General features: G+C 73.2%; 25 protein-coding genes. 14 read left to right on the forward strand and 11 right to left on the reverse strand.

Translation table 11 applies throughout. The annotated features are described in order from the left end of the window. Positions 1 to 71 precede the first annotated feature (71 nt). A complete protein-coding gene (locus ACIQUT_RS11670; protein ID WP_403561920.1) occupies positions 72 to 701 on the reverse strand; it encodes a hypothetical protein in 630 nt (209 codons plus the stop codon). A gap of 253 nt (positions 702 to 954) precedes the next feature. Here ACIQUT_RS11670 and ACIQUT_RS11675 point away from each other — a divergent pair, with 253 nt between their 5' ends. The 3 genes from ACIQUT_RS11675 to ACIQUT_RS11685 all read left to right on the forward strand — a co-directional run bounded on the left by ACIQUT_RS11675 (position 955) and on the right by ACIQUT_RS11685 (position 3,702). Continuing rightward, positions 955 to 1,818 carry a bifunctional methylenetetrahydrofolate dehydrogenase/methenyltetrahydrofolate cyclohydrolase gene (locus ACIQUT_RS11675; RefSeq protein ID WP_403561922.1) on the forward strand — a complete coding sequence of 288 codons (864 nt, stop codon included), beginning with the start codon at positions 955 to 957 and terminating at the stop codon, positions 1,816 to 1,818. Beyond that, positions 1,808 to 2,425, forward strand: coding sequence for a DUF3017 domain-containing protein (locus ACIQUT_RS11680; RefSeq protein ID WP_403561924.1), 618 nt, complete (start codon positions 1,808 to 1,810; stop codon positions 2,423 to 2,425). Before ACIQUT_RS11675 ends, ACIQUT_RS11680 begins: the two co-directional genes overlap by 11 nt. 287 nt (positions 2,426 to 2,712) lie before the next feature. Continuing rightward, positions 2,713 to 3,702, forward strand: coding sequence for a malate dehydrogenase (locus tag ACIQUT_RS11685; RefSeq protein WP_403561926.1), 990 nt, complete (start codon positions 2,713 to 2,715; stop codon positions 3,700 to 3,702). Positions 3,703 to 3,801: 99 nt separating this feature from the next. Here the strand turns inward: ACIQUT_RS11685 and ACIQUT_RS11690 are convergent, their stop codons facing one another. Then, positions 3,802 to 4,314, reverse strand: coding sequence for a carboxymuconolactone decarboxylase family protein (locus ACIQUT_RS11690; RefSeq protein WP_403561928.1), 513 nt, complete (start codon positions 4,312 to 4,314; stop codon positions 3,802 to 3,804). A 46-nt stretch (positions 4,315 to 4,360) separates the two neighbouring features. Between ACIQUT_RS11690 and ACIQUT_RS11695 the strand changes: the two genes are divergently transcribed. Next, positions 4,361 to 5,761, forward strand: a complete 1,401-nt coding sequence (locus ACIQUT_RS11695; protein WP_403561930.1) for a PLP-dependent aminotransferase family protein — start codon at positions 4,361 to 4,363, stop codon at positions 5,759 to 5,761. A gap of 51 nt (positions 5,762 to 5,812) precedes the next feature. Here the strand turns inward: ACIQUT_RS11695 and ACIQUT_RS11700 are convergent, their stop codons facing one another. Beyond that, positions 5,813 to 6,670: a hypothetical protein gene (locus tag ACIQUT_RS11700; protein WP_403562490.1), complete on the reverse strand. Its 858-nt coding sequence runs from the start codon at positions 6,668 to 6,670 to the stop codon at positions 5,813 to 5,815. Between the two features lie 97 nt (positions 6,671 to 6,767). Between ACIQUT_RS11700 and ACIQUT_RS11705 the strand changes: the two genes are divergently transcribed. Genes ACIQUT_RS11705 through ACIQUT_RS11715 form a run of 3 tightly spaced genes read left to right on the forward strand, consistent with a single transcriptional unit; the run spans position 6,768 to position 8,588 of the window. After that, on the forward strand, positions 6,768 to 7,067 hold the full coding sequence (locus ACIQUT_RS11705; protein WP_403561932.1) for a hypothetical protein: 300 nt from the start codon (positions 6,768 to 6,770) through the stop codon (positions 7,065 to 7,067). A 5-nt stretch (positions 7,068 to 7,072) separates the two neighbouring features. After that, on the forward strand, positions 7,073 to 8,263 hold the full coding sequence (locus tag ACIQUT_RS11710; RefSeq protein WP_403561934.1) for a glutathionylspermidine synthase family protein: 1,191 nt from the start codon (positions 7,073 to 7,075) through the stop codon (positions 8,261 to 8,263). Between the two features lie 34 nt (positions 8,264 to 8,297). Next, on the forward strand, positions 8,298 to 8,588 hold the full coding sequence (locus tag ACIQUT_RS11715; RefSeq protein ID WP_403561936.1) for a hypothetical protein: 291 nt from the start codon (positions 8,298 to 8,300) through the stop codon (positions 8,586 to 8,588). Positions 8,589 to 8,706: 118 nt separating this feature from the next. Here ACIQUT_RS11715 and rocD read toward each other — a convergent pair whose 3' ends face one another. Next, complete coding sequence (gene rocD / locus ACIQUT_RS11720) at positions 8,707 to 9,915, reverse strand: ornithine--oxo-acid transaminase (protein WP_403561938.1); 1,209 nt, start codon at positions 9,913 to 9,915, stop codon at positions 8,707 to 8,709. Positions 9,916 to 10,166: 251 nt separating this feature from the next. On the opposite strand from rocD, the gene glyA reads away from it, so the two are divergent. From glyA to ACIQUT_RS11740, 4 genes are all read left to right on the forward strand, one after another. Then, positions 10,167 to 11,435: a serine hydroxymethyltransferase gene (gene glyA / locus ACIQUT_RS11725; RefSeq protein WP_403561941.1), complete on the forward strand. Its 1,269-nt coding sequence runs from the start codon at positions 10,167 to 10,169 to the stop codon at positions 11,433 to 11,435. A gap of 397 nt (positions 11,436 to 11,832) precedes the next feature. Continuing rightward, positions 11,833 to 12,846 carry a tryptophan--tRNA ligase gene (gene trpS, locus ACIQUT_RS11730; protein WP_403561943.1) on the forward strand — a complete coding sequence of 338 codons (1,014 nt, stop codon included), beginning with the start codon at positions 11,833 to 11,835 and terminating at the stop codon, positions 12,844 to 12,846. 131 nt (positions 12,847 to 12,977) lie between these two features. Beyond that, a complete protein-coding gene (locus ACIQUT_RS11735; RefSeq protein WP_403561945.1) occupies positions 12,978 to 13,577 on the forward strand; it encodes a 2'-5' RNA ligase family protein in 600 nt (199 codons plus the stop codon). A 169-nt stretch (positions 13,578 to 13,746) separates the two neighbouring features. Beyond that, entirely contained in the window at positions 13,747 to 14,658 is a 912-nt protein-coding gene (locus ACIQUT_RS11740; RefSeq protein WP_403561947.1) for a YihY/virulence factor BrkB family protein, read from the forward strand. Between the two features lie 19 nt (positions 14,659 to 14,677). Here the strand turns inward: ACIQUT_RS11740 and ACIQUT_RS11745 are convergent, their stop codons facing one another. Further along, on the reverse strand, positions 14,678 to 15,934 hold the full coding sequence (locus ACIQUT_RS11745; protein WP_403561949.1) for a D-alanyl-D-alanine carboxypeptidase family protein: 1,257 nt from the start codon (positions 15,932 to 15,934) through the stop codon (positions 14,678 to 14,680). 121 nt (positions 15,935 to 16,055) lie between these two features. Between ACIQUT_RS11745 and ACIQUT_RS11750 the strand changes: the two genes are divergently transcribed. Further along, a complete protein-coding gene (locus tag ACIQUT_RS11750) occupies positions 16,056 to 16,316 on the forward strand; it encodes an SCO4848 family membrane protein (RefSeq protein ID WP_403561951.1) in 261 nt (86 codons plus the stop codon). After that, positions 16,313 to 17,674: a metallophosphoesterase gene (locus ACIQUT_RS11755; RefSeq protein WP_403561953.1), complete on the forward strand. Its 1,362-nt coding sequence runs from the start codon at positions 16,313 to 16,315 to the stop codon at positions 17,672 to 17,674. The genes ACIQUT_RS11750 and ACIQUT_RS11755 overlap by 4 nt, the downstream gene beginning before the upstream one ends. 60 nt (positions 17,675 to 17,734) lie before the next feature. On the opposite strand, the gene ACIQUT_RS11760 is transcribed toward ACIQUT_RS11755, so the two are convergent. Further along, positions 17,735 to 18,382, reverse strand: coding sequence for a TetR/AcrR family transcriptional regulator (locus ACIQUT_RS11760; RefSeq protein ID WP_403561955.1), 648 nt, complete (start codon positions 18,380 to 18,382; stop codon positions 17,735 to 17,737). Between the two features lie 102 nt (positions 18,383 to 18,484). Between ACIQUT_RS11760 and ACIQUT_RS11765 the strand changes: the two genes are divergently transcribed. Beyond that, positions 18,485 to 19,477, forward strand: coding sequence for an NAD(P)-dependent alcohol dehydrogenase (locus ACIQUT_RS11765; protein WP_403562492.1), 993 nt, complete (start codon positions 18,485 to 18,487; stop codon positions 19,475 to 19,477). A gap of 35 nt (positions 19,478 to 19,512) precedes the next feature. Here the strand turns inward: ACIQUT_RS11765 and ACIQUT_RS11770 are convergent, their stop codons facing one another. From ACIQUT_RS11770 to ACIQUT_RS11790, 5 genes are all read right to left on the reverse strand, one after another. Next, positions 19,513 to 20,289, reverse strand: a complete 777-nt coding sequence (locus ACIQUT_RS11770; RefSeq protein ID WP_403561957.1) for a TetR family transcriptional regulator — start codon at positions 20,287 to 20,289, stop codon at positions 19,513 to 19,515. 11 nt (positions 20,290 to 20,300) lie between these two features. Further along, positions 20,301 to 20,792, reverse strand: coding sequence for a thiol-disulfide oxidoreductase DCC family protein (locus ACIQUT_RS11775; protein WP_403561959.1), 492 nt, complete (start codon positions 20,790 to 20,792; stop codon positions 20,301 to 20,303). 3 nt (positions 20,793 to 20,795) lie between these two features. Beyond that, positions 20,796 to 21,230, reverse strand: coding sequence for a hypothetical protein (locus tag ACIQUT_RS11780; RefSeq protein WP_403561961.1), 435 nt, complete (start codon positions 21,228 to 21,230; stop codon positions 20,796 to 20,798). A gap of 104 nt (positions 21,231 to 21,334) precedes the next feature. After that, positions 21,335 to 21,571, reverse strand: a complete 237-nt coding sequence (locus ACIQUT_RS11785; RefSeq protein ID WP_403561963.1) for a hypothetical protein — start codon at positions 21,569 to 21,571, stop codon at positions 21,335 to 21,337. A 458-nt stretch (positions 21,572 to 22,029) separates the two neighbouring features. Then, positions 22,030 to 22,932: an alpha/beta fold hydrolase gene (locus tag ACIQUT_RS11790; protein WP_403561965.1), complete on the reverse strand. Its 903-nt coding sequence runs from the start codon at positions 22,930 to 22,932 to the stop codon at positions 22,030 to 22,032. Between the last annotated feature and the right edge of the window lie 56 nt (positions 22,933 to 22,988).

A 22,988-nucleotide genomic window follows, 5' to 3' on the forward strand; every position in this document is an offset into this window, starting at 1 on the left:
CGAAGGCCGCGCCCCGCAGCAGTGCGGGGCGCGGCCTTCGCCGTGCGCGGGGGCGGCGCCCCCGCAGGGCTTCAGTACTGCGGGCGGCCGAAGTAGGCGCTGGCGGCCGAGTTCGCCAGGCCGACGATGATCCAGATCCCCAGCGCCAGCGAGACCACCGCCATGATCATCGAGAGGACGATGGCGGGGGCTCCGTCGGCGCTGCCGAGCGCGGCCAGGTTGGTCAGCACGCTGAGCCCGGCGAAGAGCGACTGCACCACACCGAAGGCGATGCCGGAGCCGCGGACGCCGCCGCGGCCCTTGGCCATCTTGGCGGCGGTCAGGATCGGCCACAACGCGAAGGCGATGCAGATGATTCCGATGATGACGAAGAAGCCGCCCGCGACCGCCCCCGCGTCGCTCGCCGTGGAGCTGGAGGAGTCGGCGAACAACGAGGCGAAGAACGCCCCGCCCAGCAGGAGCAGCACGCCGAACAGGGCCTGCAGGATGCCGAGGACGTAGAGGATGACGCGGGCCGCCTTCACCCCGCCGGGCATGGGAACCTGCCCGGCGGGGGCCGGGTAGCCGCCGGCCGGGTAGCCGGGGTACGCCTGCTGGCCCTGCTGCGGGTAGGCGTAGCCGCCCTGCTGCTGCGGGTAGCCGTAACCGGGCTGGCCCTGCGGCTGCTGCCCGTACGGGTTGTTCGGGTCACCGAAGCTCATCTTGGGGTGTTCCTCCGTGGAAGTGCGGGGACGCACGGCACGCACGGAGGTGGTACAGCTGTTGCGGCCCGCCCCCCGGCACTGCCCGCGGCACTCTTTTTGCTCATCGTCGGCCGACCGGGCCCGACTTGTCCAGCGGCTATTGCGACCACACCGTCACTTGTTGTGCAAGTGCAACGATTGGTTCAAGCCTGTGACCGTACGGCAGCCCCTTGAGTGGAACCGGGGGCGCCCCATCCGGGAGGATGGACACATGACCGCCCAGATTCTCGACGGCAAGGCCACCGCGGCCGCGATCAAGTCCGAACTGACCGCCCGTGTGGCGGCCCTCAAGGCCCGGGGCGTCACCCCCGGACTCGGCACCCTGCTGGTCGGCGACGACCCGGGCAGCCGCTGGTACGTCAACGGAAAGCACAAGGACTGCGCCGAGGTCGGCATCGAGTCCATCCGGCGCGAACTGCCCGCCACGGCCACCCAGGAAGAAATCGAGGCGGTCGTCCGCGAGCTGAACGAGGACCCGGCCTGCACCGGCTACATCGTCCAACTCCCGCTCCCCAAGGGCATCGACACCAACCGGGTGCTGGAGCTGATGGACCCGGAGAAGGACGCCGACGGCCTGCACCCGATGTCGCTGGGCCGGCTGGTCCTGAACGAGCCGGGACCGCTGCCCTGCACCCCGTACGGCATCGTCGAGCTGCTGCGCCACCACGGCGTGGAGATCAACGGCGCCCACGTCGTGGTCGTCGGCCGCGGCATCACGGTCGGCCGCTCGATCGGCCTGCTGCTGACCCGCAAGTCCGAGAACGCCACCGTGACCCTCTGCCACACCGGTACGCGCGACCTGTCCGGGATCCTGCGCCACGCCGACATCGTCGTCGCGGCGGCCGGCGTTCCGCACCTGGTCAAGCCGGAGGACATCAAGCCCGGCGCGGCCGTCCTCGACGTGGGCGTCAGCCGCGACGAGAACGGCAAGATCGTCGGCGACGTGCACCCCGGTGTCGCCGAGGTCGCCGCGTGGATCTCCCCGAACCCGGGCGGCGTGGGCCCGATGACCCGCGCCCAGCTCCTCGTCAACGTCGTCGAGGCGGCCGAGCGGACGGCGACCAGTGCGGGCTGAGCACGACGCCGAGCCCGACACCGGGGCCAAGGCCGCCACCGGGGACCCCGAGGCCGGGACCGCGGCCGCCGGGGCCGGCGCCGGCGCCGAAGCACGGGCCAAGGCCAAGACCGAGCCCGGCAGCGGGGCCGCCGAGGCCGGCACCAAGGACGAACCGCGAGCCAAGGCCGAGGCCGGCCCCAAGGCCGAGGCCGGCGCCGAGGGGGCGGCGGTGCAGGGGGCGAAGTCGCGCCGCTTCCCCTCCGTCACCCAGGACACGGCCCGCCCCGAGGGCGCGGGCCGGGCAGGACCAGGGGACGCGCTCGCGGCCCGTCAGTGGCCGATGCTCAGCGTGCTCGCCGCGACCGCGATCGGGCTGCTGCTCACCGCGCTGGGCCAGGCGCGGGTCGGCTGCCTGGTCATCGGCGTGGCCCTGATCGCCGCCGCGGTGCTGCGGCGCGTCCTGCCGGACGTGGGCATGCTCGCCGTGCGCTCCCGGTTCACCGACATGATCACGTACGGGCTGCTGGGCGCGTCGATCACGCTGCTCGCGCTGGTGGTCGCCGCGCCCAAGCCGTGGCTGGACATCCCGTTCCTGGAGGACGCGGTCCGCTTCACCGTCCGCTGACCCCGCCGGGGGATCCGGTGGCCGCACCGGCACCGCCGGCACTGCGAACCCACCGGATCCACCCGTCCGGATGAGCCGGACGGGCGAATTGCGGGGGCGTGTACACCCGCTCGCCTTCGAACTCCCGGTCCGTGTGCCGCGGACCACACGGACCGGGGGGTTGGGGCCCTTGGGAGTCGGATAGCCTGACGCCGGATGTCTCTTCACGTCAAGATTTGCAGGGAAGCGGCGTCCGCCAGCACATGGGGCAGGGACGCCCCACCCACAGCTGTCTAACGGAGAAGGCCATGACCCGCACTCCTGTGAATGTCACCGTCACCGGCGCCGCCGGCCAGATCGGCTACGCGCTGCTCTTCCGCATCGCCTCCGGCCACCTGCTCGGCGCGGACGTGCCGGTCAAGCTCCGCCTGCTGGAGATCCCCCAGGGCCTGAAGGCCGCCGAGGGCACGGCCATGGAGCTCGACGACTGCGCCTTCCCGCTGCTGAAGGGCATCGACATCTTCGACGACCCGAACAAGGGTTTCGAGGGTGCGAACGTCGCCCTGCTCGTCGGCGCCCGCCCCCGCACCGCGGGCATGGAGCGCGGTGACCTGCTCTCCGCCAACGGCGGCATCTTCAAGCCGCAGGGCAAGGCCATCAACGACCACGCCGCGGACGACATCAAGGTCCTCGTCGTCGGCAACCCGGCCAACACCAACGCCCTGATCGCCCAGTCGGCCGCCCCGGACGTACCGGCGGATCGCTTCACCGCGATGACCCGCCTGGACCACAACCGCGCGATCTCGCAGCTGGCCGCCAAGACCGGTGCCGCCGTCTCCGACATCAAGCGCCTGACGATCTGGGGCAACCACTCCGCCACCCAGTACCCGGACATCTTCCACGCGGAGATCGCCGGCAAGAACGCCGCCGAGGTCGTGGGCGACGAGGCGTGGCTGGCCGACACCTTCATCCCGACCGTCGCCAAGCGCGGCGCCGCGATCATCGAGGCCCGTGGCGCGTCCTCGGCCGCCTCCGCCGCCAACGCCGCCATCGACCACGTCCACACCTGGGTCAACGGCACCGCCGAGGGCGACTGGACCTCCATGGGCATCCCGTCGGACGGCTCCTACGGCGTCCCGGAGGGTCTCATCTCCTCCTTCCCGGTCGTCTGCAAGGACGGCACGTACGAGATCGTCCAGGGCCTGGACATCAACGAGTTCTCCCGTGCGCGCATCGACGCGTCCGTACAGGAGCTCTCCGAGGAGCGCGACGCGGTCCGCGAGCTCGGCCTCATCTGAATACGGGCCTGACCACGGCAGAGGCCCCGGCGCACAGCGTGCGCCGGGGCCTCTCCCGTTCCCCGTTCCCCGCCCCGGTTCGGCCCGTTGCGGGTCGCCTCAGGCGTGCTTGCCCGGGGTGTAGTGCCCGGGGACCATACGGGTGGTGACGGCGAGGCGGTTCCACACGTTGATCGTCGCGATCACGGCGATCAGCTGGGCGAGCTCCTTCTCCCCGAAGTGCTTCGCGGCCTTCTCGTACACCTCGTCCGGCACGAAACCTTCCGTCAGGACGGTCACCGCCTCGGTCAGTTCGATCGCGGCGATCTCCTTCTCGGTGTAGAAGTGCCGCGACTCCTCCCAGGCGCTGAGCTGGACGATCCGCTGCACGCTCTCGCCCCCGGCGAGCGCGTCCTTGGTGTGCATGTCGAGGCAGAACGCGCAGTGGTTGAGCTGCGAGGCGCGGATCTTGACCAGCTCCAGCAGGACCGGGTCCATCCCCTTGCGCGTGGCCATCTCCAGGTTGAGGACGGCCCGGTAGATGTCCGGCACCTGCTGGGCCAGGTTCATCCGGGGGGTGTGCTCGTGGGCGTGGGCGGTACCGGCTTCGTTCGTGTGCTCGTGAGTGGTCATGGCCTCACCCTACGGAGCAGGCGGCCCGCCGATATGGTCCATATTCATGACGGAATCGTGGGCCACTTTCGGTGCCGACCTGCATCTGGACCTCTCCGCCGGACGCGGCCTGCGGGCCGGTCTCACCGAGGCGTTGCGCGAGGCCGTGCGCAGCGGCCGGCTCGCGCCGGGGACCCGGCTGCCGTCCTCGCGGTCGCTCGCCGCCGACCTCGGCATCGCGCGCAACACGGTCGCGGAGGCGTACGCGGAGCTCGTCGCCGAGGGCTGGCTGACGGCCCGCCAGGGCTCGGGCACCCGGGTCGCGGAACGCGCCCGGCCCCGCCGGTCCGCGGCGGCCGCCGCCCGGGTCCGGCCCCCGGCGCGGCGGGGACCCGCGTACAGCCTGCTGGCCGGCAGCCCGGACCTGGGCGGATTCCCGCGCGCGGCCTGGCTGTCGGCGGCCCGGCGGGCGCTGACGGACGCCCCGAACGAGGCCTTCGGCTACGGGCTCGACGCGCGCGGCCGGGCCGAGCTGCGCGAGGCGCTGGCCGGCTACCTGGCGCGGGCCCGCGGGGTGTACGCGGACCCGGACCGGATCGTGCTGTGCTCCGGATTCGTGCACGCCCTGTCGCTGCTGGCGCGGGTGCTGCGGGCGCGCCGGGTACGGGAGGTGGCGGTGGAGGGGTACAGCCTGGACGTGCACCGCGACCTGCTGACCCGGGCGGGGCTGCGGACGGCTCCGCTGACGGTGGACGGGTCGGGGGCCTGCACCCCGGAGCTGTCGTCGGGCGAGGCGGGGGCGGTGCTGCTCACCCCGGCCCACCAGTTCCCGACGGGGGTGGCGCTGACGGCGTCCCGGCGGGCGGCGGCGGTCAACTGGGCCCGCACCACGGGCGGGCTGATCCTGGAGGACGACTACGACGGGGAGTTCCGCTACGACCGCCAGCAGGTCGGCGCCCTGCAGGGACTGGACCCCGACCGGGTGGTCTACCTGGGCACGGCGAGCAAGTCCCTGGCGCCGGGGCTGCGGATGGGCTGGATGGTGGTGCCGCCGGGGCTGCTGGAGGAGGTCCTCGCGGCGAAGGGGCGGTTCGACTGGGCGTCGAGCGCCCTGGACCAGCTGACCCTGGCGGAGTTCATCCGGTCGGGGGCGTACGACCGCCACGTGCGCGGCATGCGGCTGCGGTACCGGCGCCGCCGGGACGAGCTGCTGGCGGCGGTGGCGGGGCGGGTCGCCGTCTCCGGCATCGCGGCGGGCCTGCACGCGCTGCTGGACCTTCCGGCGGGGACGCAGGACGCGGTGCTGCGGGCGGCGGCCTGGCACGACCTGGCCCTGGAGACCTTGTCGCGCTACGCCCACCCGGACGCGCCGGCGCCGCCGCGGGAGGCCCTGGTCGTCGGCTACGGCACCCCGCCGACGAGTGCCTGGTCCGCCACCCTGGCAGCCCTGTCGGCCACCCTGCCCTGACGGCCCCCGCCCCGGCGGGCGCCGCTACGGGGCGGCCGGGGCGGGGCCCCGCTACGGGGCGGTCCCCGTCGCCGGGTCCGGATCCGGGGGCGGAGTGGCCGGGAGTTCGCCGAAGCGGGCCAGGGCCAGGGCGCCGGCCACGGCCACGGCGAAGCCGAGGACCGCCAGCCAGGCCAGGCCCTCGCGGGTGCGGTCCCCGAGCCAGACGACCCCGACCACCGCCGGGCCGACCGTCTCGCCGAGCACCATCCCGGCCGTGGCCGCCGTGACCGAGCCGCGCTGCAGTGCCGAGGTCAGCAGCAGGAAGGCCGCGCCGCCGCCGAGCAGCAGCGCGTACAGGGCCGGGTTGCGCAGTTCGGAGGGGGAGAAGCCGTCGATGAGGCGGACGGCGACCTCCACCACCCCGAACCCCGTCCCGGCCGCGAGCCCCAGGACCAGTGCCCGCGGCCGGTCCGGCAGGCCGCCGCACAGCGCGCCGACGGCCAGTACCCCGCCCGCGGTCAGCAGCAGGCCCAGCTCCAGGGCGAACGACCCCTGCCCGGGCCCCTCCGGGCCCGCGGACAGCCCCAGCATCGCGAGTCCCGCGCACACCACCCCGACCGCGGACCACTCGGCCGCGCTCAGCCGCATCCGCAGCATCCGGGCCGCGACCACGGCCGTCACCGCGAGGCTCGCGGCCAGGGCGGCGCCCACCGCGTAGATCGGGATGTGCCGCAGCGCGACGATCTGGAGCACGAACCCGGCCGCGTCCAGTCCCAGACCGGCCAGATACCGCCACTGGCGCACGGCGCGCAGCAGCAGCGCGGCGTCCACGCCGGACCCGGACCCGGGCGCGACCGCCCGGGTGCCGACGGCCTGCAGGACCGATGCCGTGCCGAAGCAGACCGCCGCCCCGAGCGCGCAAACCATACCGATCAGCACGAATCGACTCTAGATCATGCAGTCTTGGTGACGGTTTCGACGGCCGGATTCCATCGCTTCGATGCCCCGTTCTAGTCTGTCGGCCATGGACAGCAGCAGTAGCAGCACCACCCGACGTATGCGTTCCGGCGGCGTCGCCCTCGGCGGCATGGGCCTGCTCGCCGCAGCCCTCGTCGCCTGCGGCAGCAGCAGCGAGCCGGACAAGCGCTGCGCCGACCGCGCGACCCTGGAGCATCTCAACACCAAGGAATGCCGGAGCGGCGGCCGCGGGTCGTACTACTACGGCGGCACGGTCACCAACAACAGGGTGCACGGCGGAAGCTTCAACAAGTCGGCCGTCAAGACCGGCGGCATCGGCGGCGGCTCCAGCTCCAGCGGAGGCTGAGCCCCGTGGAGCGCCACACCATCGAGCCGCGGCCGGACTGGCAGAAGACCGTCGAGGAGCAGGGGCTCATCTACCCCCTCACCCGCTACCCCGACGACTCCCTGCGCCCGTACTGGGACGAGAGCGCGTACTACTCCTTCTCGCTGCCCGAGGTCGAGGCGCTGGAGGACGTCGTCGAGGAGCTGCACGCCATGTGCCTGTCCGCGGCCGCGCACATCGTCGAACACGACCGCTTCGCCGACCTCGGCATCACCGACCCCCGGCTCGCCGCGCTCGTCGCCGAGTCCTGGCGGCGCCGCGCCGAGCAGCCCTCCCTGTACGGCCGCTTCGACCTGCGCTACGACGGCTCCGGCAGCCCCGCCAAGATGCTGGAGTACAACGCCGACACCCCCACCTCCCTGGTGGAGGCGGCCAGTCCGCAGTGGTTCTGGATGGAGGAGCGCTTCCCCGGCGCCGACCAGTGGAACTCCCTGCACGAGCGGCTCGTCGACGCCTGGCGCCGACAGGCGGAGCTGCTGCCGCCCGGCCCGGTCCACTTCGCGCACTCGGAGGCCGACGAGCTCGGCGAGGACCTGATGACGGTGGCCTACCTCCAGGAGACCGCCGAACAGGCGGGCCTGGCCACCGAGGCGCTGTCCGTCGAGCAGATCGGCTGGGACACCCTCTCGGGCCGGTTCGTCGACCAGCACCTGCGGTTCATCCGGGGCTGCTTCAAGCTCTACCCGTGGGAGTGGCTGGCCACCGACGAGTTCGGCCCGTACGTCCTGGACACCTACGACCAGGGCGGCGGCTCCGGCACCACCTGCTGGATCGAGCCGCTGTGGAAGATGCTGCTGTCCAACAAGGCGCTGCTGGCGATCCTGTGGGAGCTCTTCCCCGAGCACCCGAACCTGCTGCCCGCCTACCTCGACGGCCCCCGCGAGCTGGCGGAGACCACCGGTTTCGCCGCGAAGCCGCTGCTGGGACGCGAGGGCGCCGGCGTCAGCCTGCACACCCCGGGCGGCGAGCCGTTCACCCCGGCCGAGGGCGAGCGGTACGTCTACCAGGGGCTGGCCCCGCTGCCCGACTTCGACGGCAACCGGGTCGTGCTCGGCGCGTGGGTCGTCGAGGAGGAGGCCGCGGGCCTCGGCATCCGCGAGTCGGCGGGGCCGGTCACGGACGAGTACGCCCGCTTCCTGCCCCACGTCATCCTGTAGTCCCGGATTCCGGGGCCCGGGCCAACGTCGCCGCATGGGTATCGACATCACGGTCCTGGTCGTCGACTGGGCGCACCTCGTGCGGATCCCGCCGGACGAGCGGCTCACGGTGCTGCAGCAGCCGGCGTACGCGGACGACGACAGCGACGACTCTGAGACCGCGGCCGCCCTGCCGCGGCTGAGCGAGCCGTACGCACGCCTCGCCGCCGCCCCGGGGCGGCGGACCGCGGATTTCGAGGAGTTCACCGGGCTGCTGTCAGGCTGGGCGGAGGTGGTCCGGGAGGCCGAGCGGCGGCACTGGGGGCTGATCGGGCTGCCGCTCTGACGGCTCCCCGGCCGGGCGTGCCCGTACACGGTTCGCCTCCGCCGGCCGGCCCGGTCGGCGCGGTCGGCGCGGCGGGCGCGGCGGAACACCGCGCCCGCCGCGCCCGTGGGGAGGCCCGTCAGCCGGCGGCGAGGACCGCGCGCAGCTGGTCCAGGCCCCAGTCCAGGTCCTCCTTGCTGATCACCAGCGGCGGGGCGATGCGGATCGTGGCGCCGTGGGTGTCCTTGACGAGGACGCCCCGCTCCATCAGGCGCTCCGAGACCTCCCGGCCCGTTCCGTGCCCGGGCTCGATGTCCACGCCGGCCCACAGCCCGCGGCCGCGTACGGCGGTCACCGCGCCCCCGCCGACCAGCAGGTTCAGCTCCCGGTGCAGGTGGTCGCCGAGTTCGGCGGCCCGCTGCTGGTACTCGCCCGTCCGCAGCATCGCGATGACCTCCAGGGCGACCGCGCAGGCCAGCGGGTTCCCGCCGAAGGTGGAGCCGTGCTCGCCGGGCTTGAAGACGCCGAGCACGTCCCGGTCGGCGAGGACGGCCGAGACCGGCACCACGCCGCCGCCCAGCGCCTTGCCGAGGATGTAGACGTCCGGGACGACGTCCTCGTGCTCGCAGGCGAAGGTCCGGCCCGTGCGGCCCAGCCCCGACTGGATCTCGTCCGCCATGAACAGGACGTTCCGCTCGCGCGTGAGCTCCCGTACGCCCTGCAGGTAGCCGGGCGGCGGCACCAGCACCCCCGCCTCGCCCTGGATCGGCTCCAGCAGCACGGCCACCGTGTTGGAGGTGACGGCGTGGGCGAGGGCGGTGAGGTCCCCGTACGGGACGATCTCGAACCCCGGGGTGTACGGCCCGAAGTGGTCGCGGGCCTCGTGGTCGGTGGAGAAGCTCACGATGGTCGTCGTCCGGCCGTGGAAGTTGTCGGACGCCACCACGATCTTGGCGTGGCCGTCCGGCACGCCCTTGACCTCGTACCCCCACTTGCGGGCGGTCTTCACCGCCGTCTCCACGGCCTCCGCGCCCGTGTTCATCGGCAGCACCATCTCCTTGCCGCACAGCTCGGTGATCGCGGTGCAGAAGTCGGCGAACCGGTCGTGGTGGAAGGCCCGCGAGGTCAGCGTGACCCGCTCCAGCTGCGCCCGCGCCGCGTCGATCAGACGGCGGTTCCCGTGGCCGAAGTTGAGCGCCGAGTAGCCCGCGAGCATGTCGAGGTAGCGGCGGCCCTCGACGTCGGTCATCCACGCGCCCTCCGCGGTCGCCACGACGACGGGCAGCGGGTGGTAGTTGTGCGCGCTGTGCGCCTCGGCGGTGGCGATGGCATCAGCAGTGGTCGACACGGGGTCTCCGATCGTCGTCGGCGGGCCGGTTGGGGTGACAGGGTGGTGTCACCTTGTATACGGCTATACGTCGCTCGTATACCGGACGCGGAAACCTTTCCCGTGGCGTGCCCGCTAAGGTTGGCGGTACGCACGGCAACTGGCGCACGGAGAAAGAACTCCGGGGGAGTCGCGCGCGCACGACCGCACACAGGGCCGCTCGCCTGGGCCTCGCGGGGACGAGAACCCACATCGACCCCGGAGGAGCCGCCGTGACCGCGCCCCGCCATCCCGCCCTGACCACGACCGACCCCGAGCTGGCGTCCTTCGTCGCCGCCGAGGAACAGCTCCAGGCGCAGACGCTCCGTCTGATCCCCAGCGAGAACTACGTGTCGGCCGCCGTGCTCGAAGCCTCCGGCACCGTCCTGCAGAACAAGTACAGCGAGGGCTACCCGGGCCGCCGCTACTACGAGGGCCAGCAGAACATCGACCGGATCGAGGCGCTCGCCGTCGAGCGGGCGAAGGGCCTGTTCGGCGTGGACCACGCCAACGTCCAGCCGTACTCCGGCTCCCCCGCGAACCTGGCCGTGTACCTGGCCTTCGCCCGGCCCGGCGACACGGTGATGGGCATGGCCCTGCCGATGGGCGGCCACCTGACGCACGGCTGGGGGGTCTCGGCGACGGGCAGCTGGTTCCGCGGCGTGCAGTACGGGGTCTCCGCGGACACCGGGCTGATCGACTACGACGCCGTACGCGACCTCGCGCTCGCCGAACGCCCGAAGATCATCTTCTGTGGCGGCACCGCACTGCCCCGCACGATCGACTTCGAGGCCTTCGCCTCCATCGCCAAGGAGGCGGGCTCGGTCCTCGTCGCCGACATCGCCCACATCGCGGGCCTGATCGCCGGCGGCGCCCACCCCTCCCCGGCCGGCCACGCCGACGTCATCTCCACCACCACCCACAAAACCCTGCGCGGCCCGCGCGGCGCGATGCTGATGTGCCGCGACGAGCACGCCAAGGCCATCGACAAGGCCGTCTTCCCCGGCCTCCAGGGCGGCCCGCACAACCAGACGACGGCAGGCATCGCGGTGGCCCTGCACGAGGCGGCACAGCCGTCGTTCACGGCGTACGCCCACGCGGTCGTGGCCAACGCGAAGGCGCTGGCCGAGGCGCTGCTGGAGCGCGGCTTCGACCTGGTGTCGGGCGGCACCGACAACCACCTGATCCTGATCGACCTGACCCGCAAGGGCGTCCCCGGCAAGACCGCGGCCAAGGGGCTGGACCGGGCGGGCATCGTCGTGAACTACAACACGGTGCCGTTCGACCCGCGCAAGCCGTTCGACCCGTCCGGGATCCGGATCGGCACGCCGTCGCTGACGTCGCGGGGGCTCACCGCGGAGTACATGCCGGTGGTCGCCGACTGGATCGCGCGGGCCGTGGATGCGGCTGCGGGTGGCGACGAGCCGGCCCTTGCCGCGATCCGGGCCGAGGTCGCCGACCTCATGGCCGCCCACCCGGCCCCCGGCCTCCCGCTGTCCTGACCCGGCCCCGGCCCCGGCCCCGGCTGCCCCAGGCCCCGGCCTCCTGCCGTGCTGACCCTGCGGGCCGGCTTCCCGGGGGCTCTGCCCCCGGACCCCCGCGCCTCAAACGCCGGCGGGGCTGGTGTGGTCGGGCCTCGATCGTCGGCGGGCTGGTGTGGTCGGGCCTCGGTTGCCGGCGGGGCCGGGTGTCGGCGGGGCTGGTTTGGGCGGGGCTGGGGTTGGGGCGCCTCAAACGCCGGCGGGCTGGTTTGGGCGGGGCGCTACTGCCCGGTAGGTGGACGGGGGCGGGCCGGGTGGGGGCGCGGGGGTGTGGTTCGTGTCGCACCCCCGCGCGGACCGGGCGGCTTCCGGCCGGTAAACGGCCCGAGTCGGCCCGTGCACCTGAGAGAATGAAGCCATGGCTTCTGATCGTCCTCGCGCGCTCTCCGGCATCCAGCCCACCTCCGGTTCGTTCCACCTCGGGAACTACCTCGGAGCGATCCGCCAGTACGTCGCCCTCCAGGAGACGCACGACGCCTTCTACATGGTCGTCGACCTGCACGCGATCACCATGCCGCAGGACCCGAAGGACCTCCGCGCGAACACCCGGCTCTCCGCCGCGCAGCTGCTCGCCGCCGGCCTCGACCCGGAGCGCTGCACCCTCTTCATCCAGAGCCACGTCCCCGAGCACGCGCAGCTCGCCTGGGTCATGAACTGCATCACCGGCTTCGGCGAGGCCAGCCGGATGACCCAGTTCAAGGACAAGTCCGCCAAGGGCGGTGTCAACGCGGCCAGCGTCGGCCTGTTCACGTACCCGATCCTCCAGGTCGCGGACATCCTGCTGTACCAGGCGAACGCCGTCCCGGTCGGCGAGGACCAGCGCCAGCACATCGAGCTGACCCGCGACCTGGCCGAGCGCTTCAACCAGCGCTTCGGGCAGACGTTCACCCTGCCCGCCGCGCACATCGTCAAGGAGGTCGCGAAGATCTACGACCTCCAGGACCCGACGATCAAGATGTCGAAGTCCGCGTCGTCCCCCAAGGGCCTGATCAACCTCCTCGACGAGCCCAAGGCCACCGAGAAGAAGATCAAGAGCGCGGTCACCGACACCGAGACCGAGATCCGCTTCGACACCGAGAAGAAGCCCGGCATCAGCAACCTGCTCACGATCTACTCCACCCTCACGGGCGAGACCGTCCCGGCCCTGGAGGCCCGGTACGAGGGCAAGGGCTACGGTGCGCTGAAGACCGACCTCGCCGCGGTGATGGTCGACTTCGTCACACCGTTCAAGCAGCGGACCCAGGAATTCCTGGACGACCCCGAGACGTTGGACGCGATCCTGGCCAAGGGCGCGGAGAAGGCCCGCGCGGTCGCCGCCGAAACCCTGGCACAGGCGTACGACCGCCTCGGCTTCCTGCCCGCAAAGCACTGATCCGGCCCCGTCGGCGAGTCCGGCGGAGCAGAGGCGGACGAATGGCCCCTGGCATTCCGGGGGCCATCGGCCGCACACTGGGTCGGCACGGCACGCACACATCCGGCACACAGATGACCAAGGAGAGATACGTGGGGACCGTAACGCTCGGCGTTTCGATCGCGGTCCCGGAGCCGCACGGCACCCAGCTCCAGGAGCTGCGCGCCGGCTTCGGGGACGCCGCCGCGCACGGCATCCCCACGCACGTCACCCTGGTCCCGCCCACCGAGGTGGAAGCGGACCGGCTGCCGGGGATCCGGGCCCACCTCGCCGAGGTCGCGGCCGCCTTCGGGCCGTTCGCGATGCGGCTGGAGGGCACGGGCACGTTCCGCCCGCTCTCCCCGGTCGTCTTCGTGAAGGTCACCGAGGGCGGCGCGGGCTGCACCCGCCTGCAGGGCCTGGTCCGCGACCCCGCCGGGCCGCTCGACCGGGAGCTCGCGTTCCCGTACCACCCGCACGTCACCGTCGCCCACGGGATCTCCGAGGAGGCGATGGACCTGGCCTTCTCCGAGCTCGCGGACTACGTGGCCGGCTGGATGTGCACCGGCTTCGCGCTCTACGAGCAGGGCTCGGACGGGGTGTGGCGCAAGCTGCGCGAATACCCTTTCGGCAGCGGCGCCGCGGGCACCGTCCCGGCGCAGGCCGGAGCCCCGGCCGATGAGGTCGTGGACACCTCCGTACAGCAGCCCTGACGCGGCTCGTGCCGCAGCGGCCGCAGGACCCGGCGGGCCCGGTATCCGATCGAGCGCAGGACCAGCTGGTGGAACGGGCGAAGGCCGTGGCGGAAAGTCACAATCGACGACCGTAGTCCCCGAAAGCGGCAATCCCGGCTATTTACGTCGGCTCCTTTACGGTGAGCCCATGGACTGGCTGAAGAACCTGCCGGTGGTCGGGCCGGCCGCCACCCGGCTGATGCAGACCCACGCCTGGCGCTCGTACGAACGCCTGGACCGCACCCACTGGACCCGGCTCGCCGCCGCGATCACGTTCATCAGCTTCATCGCGCTTTTCCCGCTGCTCACCGTGGCCGCCGCCGTCGGCGCCGCCCTGCTCAGCCAGGAGCAGCTGGACCGGCTCCAGAAGACCCTCGCCGAACAGGTCCCCGGCATCTCCGGCCAGCTCGACATCGCCGGCCTCGTCGACAACGCGGCCACCGTCGGGCTCGTCGCCGGCGCCGTGCTGCTCCTCACCGGCATCGGCTGGATCGGCAGCATGCGGGAGTGCCTGCGGGCCGTGTGGGACAAGGACGACGAGGACGAGGGGAACGTCTTCGTCCGCAAGGGCAAGGACACCCTCGTCCTGCTCGGCCTCGGCGCCGTCGGCCTGGCCTCGGCCGCCGCCTCGATCATCGGCGCCAGCGCGGTCGGCCGGTTCGGCGGCTGGCTGGGCATCCCCCAGCAGGGTGCGGGCGGCGTGGTCCTGCGCACCGCGGCCTTCCTGGTCGGCGTCGTCGCCGCCTTCCTGGTGCTGCTGTACCTGCTGACCCTGCTGCCCGGGGTGGAGCCTCCGCGCCGCAGCCTCGTCCAGGCGGCACTCCTCGGCGCGGTCGGCTTCGAACTGCTGAAACTGCTGATCGGCGGCTATATGCGGGGCGTCGCCACGAAGAGCATGTACGGGGCCTTCGGCGTGCCGATCGCCCTGCTGCTCTGGATCAACTTCACGGCGAAGCTGCTGCTGTTCTGCGCGGCCTGGACGGCGACCCGCCCCCGCTCCGAGGAGGAGGAGAGCGGGGAGGGCGGGGAGGGCGGGGACGCGGACTCGGCCGGAAATTGACCCTGCCGGACCGGCGGCCTCAGGGCGTGTCGGTGTCGGCCTGCTCCTCGCGGCGGCTGCGCGCCCCCAGCGGCCAGCGGCGGTTGACGGCGTACGCCCCGGCCGCGACGAGGGCCAGCGCCCCGGCCGCGACCCCGAGCGCGGTGCCGAGCCCGCCGCCGGACTCGGCGCCGTCCGCCGACGGGTCCCGGTCGTGGGACTGGGCGGGGGAGCCGTGCGCGGAGGTGTCGGCGCTCTTGGGCGGCACCAGCTCCCCGACCGGCTTGACCTTCCCGGCCGCCGCGAAGCCCCAGTCGAGGAGCCCGGCGGTCTCCTCGTAGACGGAATTGGCCCCGCCCGCCGTGTTCATCACCGTGACCAGCAGCTTCTTGTCGCCGCGCTGGGCGAGGCCGGTGAAGGTGGCCCCGGCCAGCGTGGTGTTGCCGTTCTTCACGCCCGCGATGCCCTTGTACGGGGCGAGGCCGCCGGCGCCGGTCATCAGCCGGTTGGTGTTCTGGATCTCGAAGAACTCGCGCGGCTTGCCCGCCTCCTGCTGGCCGGGGAACCTGGCGCTGGCCGTGCTGCAGTACTCGCGGAAGTCCGCCTTCTGCAGGCCGGAGCGGGCGATCAGGGTGAGGTCGTACGCGCTCGACACCTGCCCGGGGGCGTCGTACCCGTCGGGGGAGACGACGTGGGTGTCGAGGGCCTGGAGTTCCTCGGCGTGCGCCTGCATGTCCCGTACGGTCTTCTCGATGCCGCCGTTCATGGCGGACAGCACGTGCACGGCGTCGTTGCCGGACCGCAGGAACACCCCGAGCCACAGGTCGTGCACGGAGTAGTCCAGCTCCTCCTTGACCCCGACCAGGCTGGAGCCGGACCCGACACCGGACAGCTCCTGCTCGGTGACCTTGTGGATCTTGTCCTTGGGGAGCCGGGTCAGCAGCGTGTCGGCGAACAGCATCTTCATCGTCGAGGCGGGGGGCAGCCGCCAGTGCGCGTTGTTCGCCGCCAGGACCTCGCCGGTCTCGGCGTCGGCCACGATCCACGACCGCCCCGTGAGGTTCGCCGGCAGGGCGGGCGCCCCGGCGAGCGGATTGACCTGCACGCCCGGCTGGCCGAGCAGGGACCCGCCGACGGTCGACATCGACGCGGGCGGCGCGGGCGCGCCCGGGGCCTGTTGCGGCTGCCCCTTTCCGTCGTCCGGGGGAGCGGGCGCGGCGTGCGCGGGCACCGCGAGGAGGGCGGGGACCAGCAGCGCGGCGGAAAGGACCGCCAGCGCGGTCTTCTTGGCAGACACGCAGGTGAACGTACATGTACAACGGCACGCCACCGCCCGGGACCGGCCAAGTCGGCTCCACCACCGCCGGGACAGCCCACCCCGGCGCGTCCGTCCTGGGGACCGAACCGATACTGGGGGCATGAAACTCAGCCGCTCCGCTTCCTGGTTCCTGCTCGCGTTCGGCGTGTGGAGCTGGTTCATCTGGGTGTCTTTCGTCCGGAACCTGTGGAAGGACAGCAGCGGCCTGGCATTCGACGCGGCGGGCGAGCCGACCGGGTATTTCTGGGTCCACCTTCTCCTGGCAGTGGCGTCCTTTCTCCTGGGGACGGCCGTTGGTGTGATCGGGCTGCGCGGGGTGCTGGCACTGCGGCGTGAGTCGCGCCGGGGGCCGGGGCAGTGACCGTCGTCCTCTTCGCCGTCGTCGCCCTGCTCGTCCTCGGCCTGTTGGGGCTGGTCCACCGCTGGCTGTGGGTCCGCCTGGTCCGCGACACCACCCGCCCCGGGGGCCCCGCCCGGCGGGTGGGCACCGTCCTCGCCGTCGCGCTGCCGCTGCTGTCGCTGGCCGCCCTGACCGCGGGCCGCGCCGGGGCCCCCTTCGCGCTCGAACAGGCGGTGGCCTGGCCGGGTTACCTGTGGCTGGCCGTCCTGCTGTACCTGAGCATGGCCATGCTGGTCGCGGAGCCGGTACGGGCCCTCCTGCTGCGCCGCGGCGGCCCGGCGCGCGGGCCGCAGCCGCGGCCGGAGCCCGAACCGGCGCGCGCACCGCAGCCGCAGGCCTCCGCCCCCGTGGGAGCCGCGGTGCAGGCCGCGTCCGGGCCGGCGCCCGAGCCGGAGGCGGCGCCCGAGCCGGCGGAGCCGGAGGAGCGGAAGGCCGAGGAGGCTGCGGACACGTCGGACGGGCCGGACGGGCCGGACGGGCCGGAGGGCGCCGGGATCGGCCGGCGGCTGTTCGTCGCCCGCGCCGTCGCCGGTGTCGCGGCCGCGGCCGCCGCCGGGACCGTCGGCTACGGGACGTACGGGGTGATGCGCGGGCCGCGCGTGAAGCGGGTGCAGGTCCCCCTCGCCAAACTGCCCCGCGCGGCCCACGGCTTCCGGATCGCCGTCGTCAGCGACGTCCACCTCGGCCCCGTCCTGGGCCGCGCGCACGCCGCCCGCATCGTCGAGACCGTCAACCGAACCCAGCCCGACCTCATCGCCATCGTCGGCGACCTCGTCGACGGAGACGTGGCCGACCTCGGCCCCGCCGCCGAGCCGCTGGCCGGGCTCCGGGCGCGGCACGGCGCGTACTTCGTCACCGGGAACCACGAGTACTTCTCCGGGGCGCAGCAGTGGATCGACCACGTCCGCGAACTCGGCCTGACCCCGCTGGAGAACGCCCGCCGCGCCCTGCCGCACTTCGACCTCGCCGGGGTCAACGACGTGCAGGGCGAGCGGGAGGGCAGCGGACCGGACTTCCGGGCCGCCCTCGGGGACCGCGACCGGTCCCGCGCCGCGGTGCTCCTCGCCCACCAGCCGGTGGTCATCCACGACGCCGTCCGCCACGGCGTCGACCTCCAGCTGTCCGGCCACACGCACGGCGGCCAGATGTGGCCCGGCGAGTACCTCGCCGACCTGGCCAACCCGACCGTCGCCGGCCTCGAACGCTACGGGGACACCCAGCTGTACGTCTCCCGCGGCGCGGGCGCCTGGGGTCCGCCGGTCCGGGTCGGGGCGCCGTCGGACATCACCGTCGTCGAACTCGCCTCGTACCAGGCCTGAACCGAAGGGGCGGCGGGACGGCCGGACGGCGGGACGGCGGGACGGCGCCTGGCGGCCCGCTCAGCCCGCCAGGCGCCGTTCGAGACCGTCCAGGATCAGGTCCAGCCCGTAGTCGAACTCGGCCGCGTAGTCGTACCCGGGCCGCATGACGTGCTCCCGGGCGAACTCGACCAGGTGCGGGTACTCCTCGGCCGGGAACTCGGCGAGGAAGTCCCCGACGGCCTCGCCCACCTCCTGCGGCTCGAACGGCAGGGCGGACTCCGTCAGGGCGAACCCGTAGACGTAGCTGTCCAGCAGCGAGAACGCGTGCGCCGCCAGCGGGAACGGGAAGCCGCCCCGGCGCAGGGTGGCGATCACCGCGTCGTGGTGCCGGAGCGTGGCCGGGCCGGGGTGGGCGCGCGAGTCCATCACCGCGGTCGCCCACGGGTGGCGGCGCAGCACGGCGCGGGCGGAGTGGGCGCGGCGGCGGAGCGCGGTCCGCCAGTCGGTGCCGGCCGCCGGGGGCAGTTCGATCTCGGCGAAGACGGTGTCGACGATGCCGTCGACGATCGCCTCCTTGTTGGGCACGTGGTGGTACAGGGACATCGGCTTGACGCCGAGCTCCTGCGCCACGGACCTGATCGTCAGGGCGGTGATGCCGCCCGCGTCCGCGACGCGGACCGCCGCGGCGAGCACCCGTTCGCGGCTGAGCGGAGCCTGCTTGGACATATCGCTTTCCGTCGGAGACCTCGTGTCTGCTGCTGCCCGCAGGGTACCGTACTAAGTAAGTCGTACTTAGTACGGAAGAGAGGGCGGGCTGGTATGGAGCTGATGAAGGCGGTCGTCCAGGAGGGCTACGGTCCCCCCGAGGTGCTGCGGCTGGCGGAGGTCCCCCGGCCCTCCGCCGGGAAGGGGGAGGTGCTGATCCGGGTCGCGGCGGCCGGCGTCGACCGGGGCACCTGGCACCTCATGGCGGGGCAGCCCTACGCGGTACGGCTGGTGCTCGGGCTGCGGCGGCCGCGGAACCCGAGGGTCGGGCTGGACGTGGCGGGCACGGTCGCGGCGGTGGGGCCCGGCGTGACCGGCTTCGCCGTGGGCGACGAGGTGTACGGCATCGCGGCCGGCTCCTTCGCCGAGTACGCGGCCGCCCGCGCCGACCGGATCGTGCACAAGCCGGCCCGGCTCGGCTTCGAGGAGGCCGCCGTGCTGGCGGTCTCCGGGCTCACCGCGCTCCAGGGCCTGCGGGACGTGGGCCGCGTGCGCCCGGGGCAGCGCGTGCTGGTGCTCGGGGCGTCGGGCGGCGTGGGGACGTTCGCCGTGCAGGTGGCCAAGGCCCTGGGGGCCGAGGTGACGGGGGTGTGCAGCACGGCCAAGGCGGAGCTGGTCCGTTCGATCGGCGCGGACCACGTGATCGACTACACCCGCAGCGACTTCGCGGCCGCCGGCCCGCGCTACGACGTCATCCTGGACATCGGCGGCAGCAGCAGCCTGTCCCGGCTGCGCCGGGCCCTCGCACCGCGCGGGACCCTCGTCATCGCGGGCGGCGAGGACGACGCGGGGGACTGGCTCGGGGTGCGCCGGCAGCTCCGTGCGGTCGCGCTGTCGCCCTTCGTGCGGCAGCGGCTGGCGATGCTCGTCGCGAAGACCCGGCGGGCCGACCTCGAAGCGCTGAACGCGCTCGTGGAGGCGGGCCGGATGACCCCGGTCGTGGGCGCCGCGTACCCGCTGGCCGACGTACCGGAGGCGGTACGCCGCCTGGCGGCGGGTCAGGCCCGCGGCAAGACCGCCATCACGGTCCGCGCCGTGGAACCGGAGCGCCCCTAGCGGGGCCGCCGGCCCCTCGGGGCGCGGCGGCCGCCCTAGTACTGGCCGCCGGCCCGGTGTGCCTCGGCCTCGGCTTCCGGGCCGGGATCCGGGTAGGGGGCGGCGGAGGCGCGCTTCTTCTTCGACACGGCCGTCTGCGCCATGCCCGGCAGGAAGTCCGCGAACAGCTCGTGCACTTCCCGCACCAGGGGGCGCAGGACCCGGAAGCGGGCCAGGATGATGCCGCGGGTCGTGAGCTGCGCGCCGCGCTCGGCGAGCCGCCGGGTCTTGACGCTGTCGGGGGACCGGTCGAAGACCCAGTACAGGACGAGCCCCATGTGCGAGAGCCACATCAGCTCGGGCAGTACGTCGGCCAGTTCGTCCGGGACCTTGGTCTTCGCGCCGGCGAGGACCTCGCGGTGCATGTCGATCGCGGCCTTGCGGGCCGGCTCGGACTCGGGGGAGAAGGGGCTGAGCGGGCTCTCGGGGTCCGCGGCGTTCTTGAAGAACTGCGAGGCGAACTCGTGGTAGGGCGCCGCGATGTCCAGCCAGGTCGTCAGTACGCCCGCGAGCCGCTTCTGCAGGTCGGTCTCGTTGTCCAGGAGGGGCCGGACCGCCGACTGGTGGGCCGCGCCGATCCGGTCGTAGAACCCCTGGACGAGGTGTTCCTTCGACTCGAAGTAGTAGTAGGCGTTGCCGACCGAGACTCCGGCCTCCTTGGCGATGGCCCGCATGGTCGTCTTGTCGAAGCCGCGCTCCTGGAAGAGGCGGAGCGCGGTTTCGAGGATGAGCGTGCGGGTCTGCTCGCTCTTGGGAGCCTTCTGATCAGTCACGGTGTCCGAGCCTATCGGGGTGCGGGGCAGTGCTCGCCACAGGCCGGTTCCTCCGCGTCCGGACCGGCCTCCGCGCCGGTCTCGGCGCCGGTCTCCGGGCCGGTCTCCGCACCGGTCTCCGCACCGGGTTCGGTCCGCACTGCCTGCCGCCAGGCGGAGGCGGTGTACATGGCGGCCCGGGCGAAGGGCCGGCCCGCCGGGGTGGCGAGCCAGTTCGCCTTCGGCCGGTGCTCGGCCAGCGCCCACAGGCAGACGATGAAGGCGTCGGTTCCGGTCCAGACCTGGCCCGAGTCCCCGATCACGGTGATCTCGCGGAGGGTCGAGGCGTGGTCGAGCCGGGGGAACCGCTGCTGTGCCTCCTGGGACCCGGCCGGCACGAGCCGGAGCGGGACCAGCCACCGCTGCCCGAGCAGCCAGTGCCGGATGTGGACGCACAGCGGGCAGTTCGCGTCGTACAGGACGGTCAGGTGCCGGGTGGCGGCGGTGCGCGCGGCCGGTGCCATCGGTCAGGCCCCGGCAGTCGGAGTGGTCCAGCCCTGCGGGGCGGCCGGAGCGGTCCAGGCGTTCGGGGCGACCGGCGGCGTCTGCTGGCGCTCCATGATCCCGCGGCGGCGCATCTTGTTCAGCACCCACACGTTGCCGAGGTGCATGACGCCGAGGACGAGCAGGACGACGCCGAGCTTGACCGAGAGCGCCTCGAAGAGGGTGCGGGCGGTGTCGATGGTGTCGGCCGACCGCAGGTAGAGGGTGACGAAGCCGATGTTCACGAGGTAGAAGCCGACCACGAGGAGGTGGTTCACGGCGTCCGCGAGCTTCTCGTTCCCGTGCAGGACGTCGGCGATGAAGACCCGCCCGTTGCGGCTGAGCGTCCGGGCGACCCAGACGGTGAGGCCGATGCTGATGATCAGGTAGATGACGTACGCGACGACGGTGAGGTCCATGCCCTCGCCCCCCTTGAACGTGTTCAACTCGTTGGCAGGACTGACTGTAGACCTCTTTTTGAACAGGTTCAAGCGTGGTGCGGGGGGTTGTGGGACGCCGGCCGCTACTCCGGCGCCTCGATCCACATCAGGCACTTGCCGTGGATGTTCCGCTTGATGCAGATCCGCGCGCGGGCCGCCCTGGAGCCGGGGGACTCCGGCGCCTCGCGGTCCTCGAACTCCGTGATGATCAGCCGGCCCTCCACACGGGAGACCCCGACCTGGCGGCCGAAGTCGACGCCCAGCTCGATCTCCTGCTCCAGGCTCGCATGTTTCCTTCGGGATCCGTGGTGATGTGTCATTCGTCGGTGTCATGCCGTGCGTCGGGGGCGGGTGCGGGTGTCGTTCGTGGGTTCGTGGATCGGATGCGTGACCCTTTCGTGGCGGTGTCGTTGGTCGGATGGCAGCACCACGGGCGGGCGGGAGGGGTGGCGGTGGGTCGGAGGCTGCCGCTGGGCGAGGGCGAGACGTCCCGTACCGCCTGCGTCCGCGTCCTTGTCCGGTCGGGCGTGGACGAGGAGACCGGCGAGGTTCTCGCCCCGGCCCCGCGCACTCTGTCGTCCGTCGTCATCGCTGGCTCCTGTTCAGCCGACACGGATCCGGCCGGCCCCGCGGGCCGCAGCCGCGGCGCACGCACGGCCGGTAGGGCCGTGGTCGCGCGGGGGCCGGAGGGGGCGTCGGCGCGGGCGTGTTCACCGCCGCCGGCCGCTCCCCTCCTCCAAACCTGGCACGCCCCCGGTGGGGCTGCCATCCGGCCGCCTCACGGGCGGCCCAGGAACTCCAGCAGCAGGGCGGTCATCTCCTGCGGGCGCTCCAGCGACGGCAGATGGCCGGCCCACGGCAGCTCCACGTGCCGGGCGCCCGGCACCGACTGCGGGACGGACGCGGCGATCCCGCGGAAATCGGGGTGGTCGTACGCGCCGCCGAACGCCAGCGTCGGAGCGGTGACGGCCGCGAGGTCGACCGGGTGCGCCGGGAGTTCGTGGTCCTCGGCGACGGTCCGCGCGACCTCGAAACCGCGGCGCTGCATGGTCCGTACGAACTCCTTGGCCTCCTCCGGGGCGGACGGCCCGAGCCAGGTGTCGACCATCAGCTCCACCGCCGCCTCGACGTCGCCGGCCTCCAGCAGCGCGTCCTCCCGCTCGCCGACCTCCCGCAGGGCCGGGCTCGGCGTGTGGCCGGGCAGGGCGGTGCAGACGAGGGCCAGCCGGGTCACCCGCCCCGGGTGCCGGGCCGCGATCTGCAGGGCGACACGGCCGCCGTACGAGGAGCCGACCAGGGCCGCCCGCTCGATGCCGAGGTGGTCCATCAGCTCCAGTACGTCGTCCTCGTCGCGGTAGGGCGCGGTCGCGGGCGGGGTCTCGCCGCAGGTGCGGAAGTCCATCCGGACCACCCGGAAGCCCGCCTCGGCCAGGGGCCCCCACTGCGCCTGCCACATCCGCCGGTCGCAGACGGAGGAGTGCAGCAGCACCACGGCCGGCCCGTCGGCGGGCCCGGCCACGTCATGGGCGGGGAGGGGGTCGGGCGGAAGGGGGCCGGCGGCGGCAGCGGCCGAAGAGGCGGCGCCCGAAGAGGCGGCGCCCGAAGAGGCGGCGCCCGAAGAGGCGGCGCCCGAAGAGGCAGCGGGCGGAGGGGCGGCGGGCGAAGGGACCGTGTTCGTCATGGGCGCATCCTGCCGGAGCCGGACCGCCCGCCGCCTGCGTAAATCCCCCGGACGGC

It is taken from the genome of Streptomyces sp. NPDC090445 (assembly GCF_044769385.1).
Taxonomy (GTDB): Bacteria; Actinomycetota; Actinomycetes; order Streptomycetales; family Streptomycetaceae; genus Streptomyces.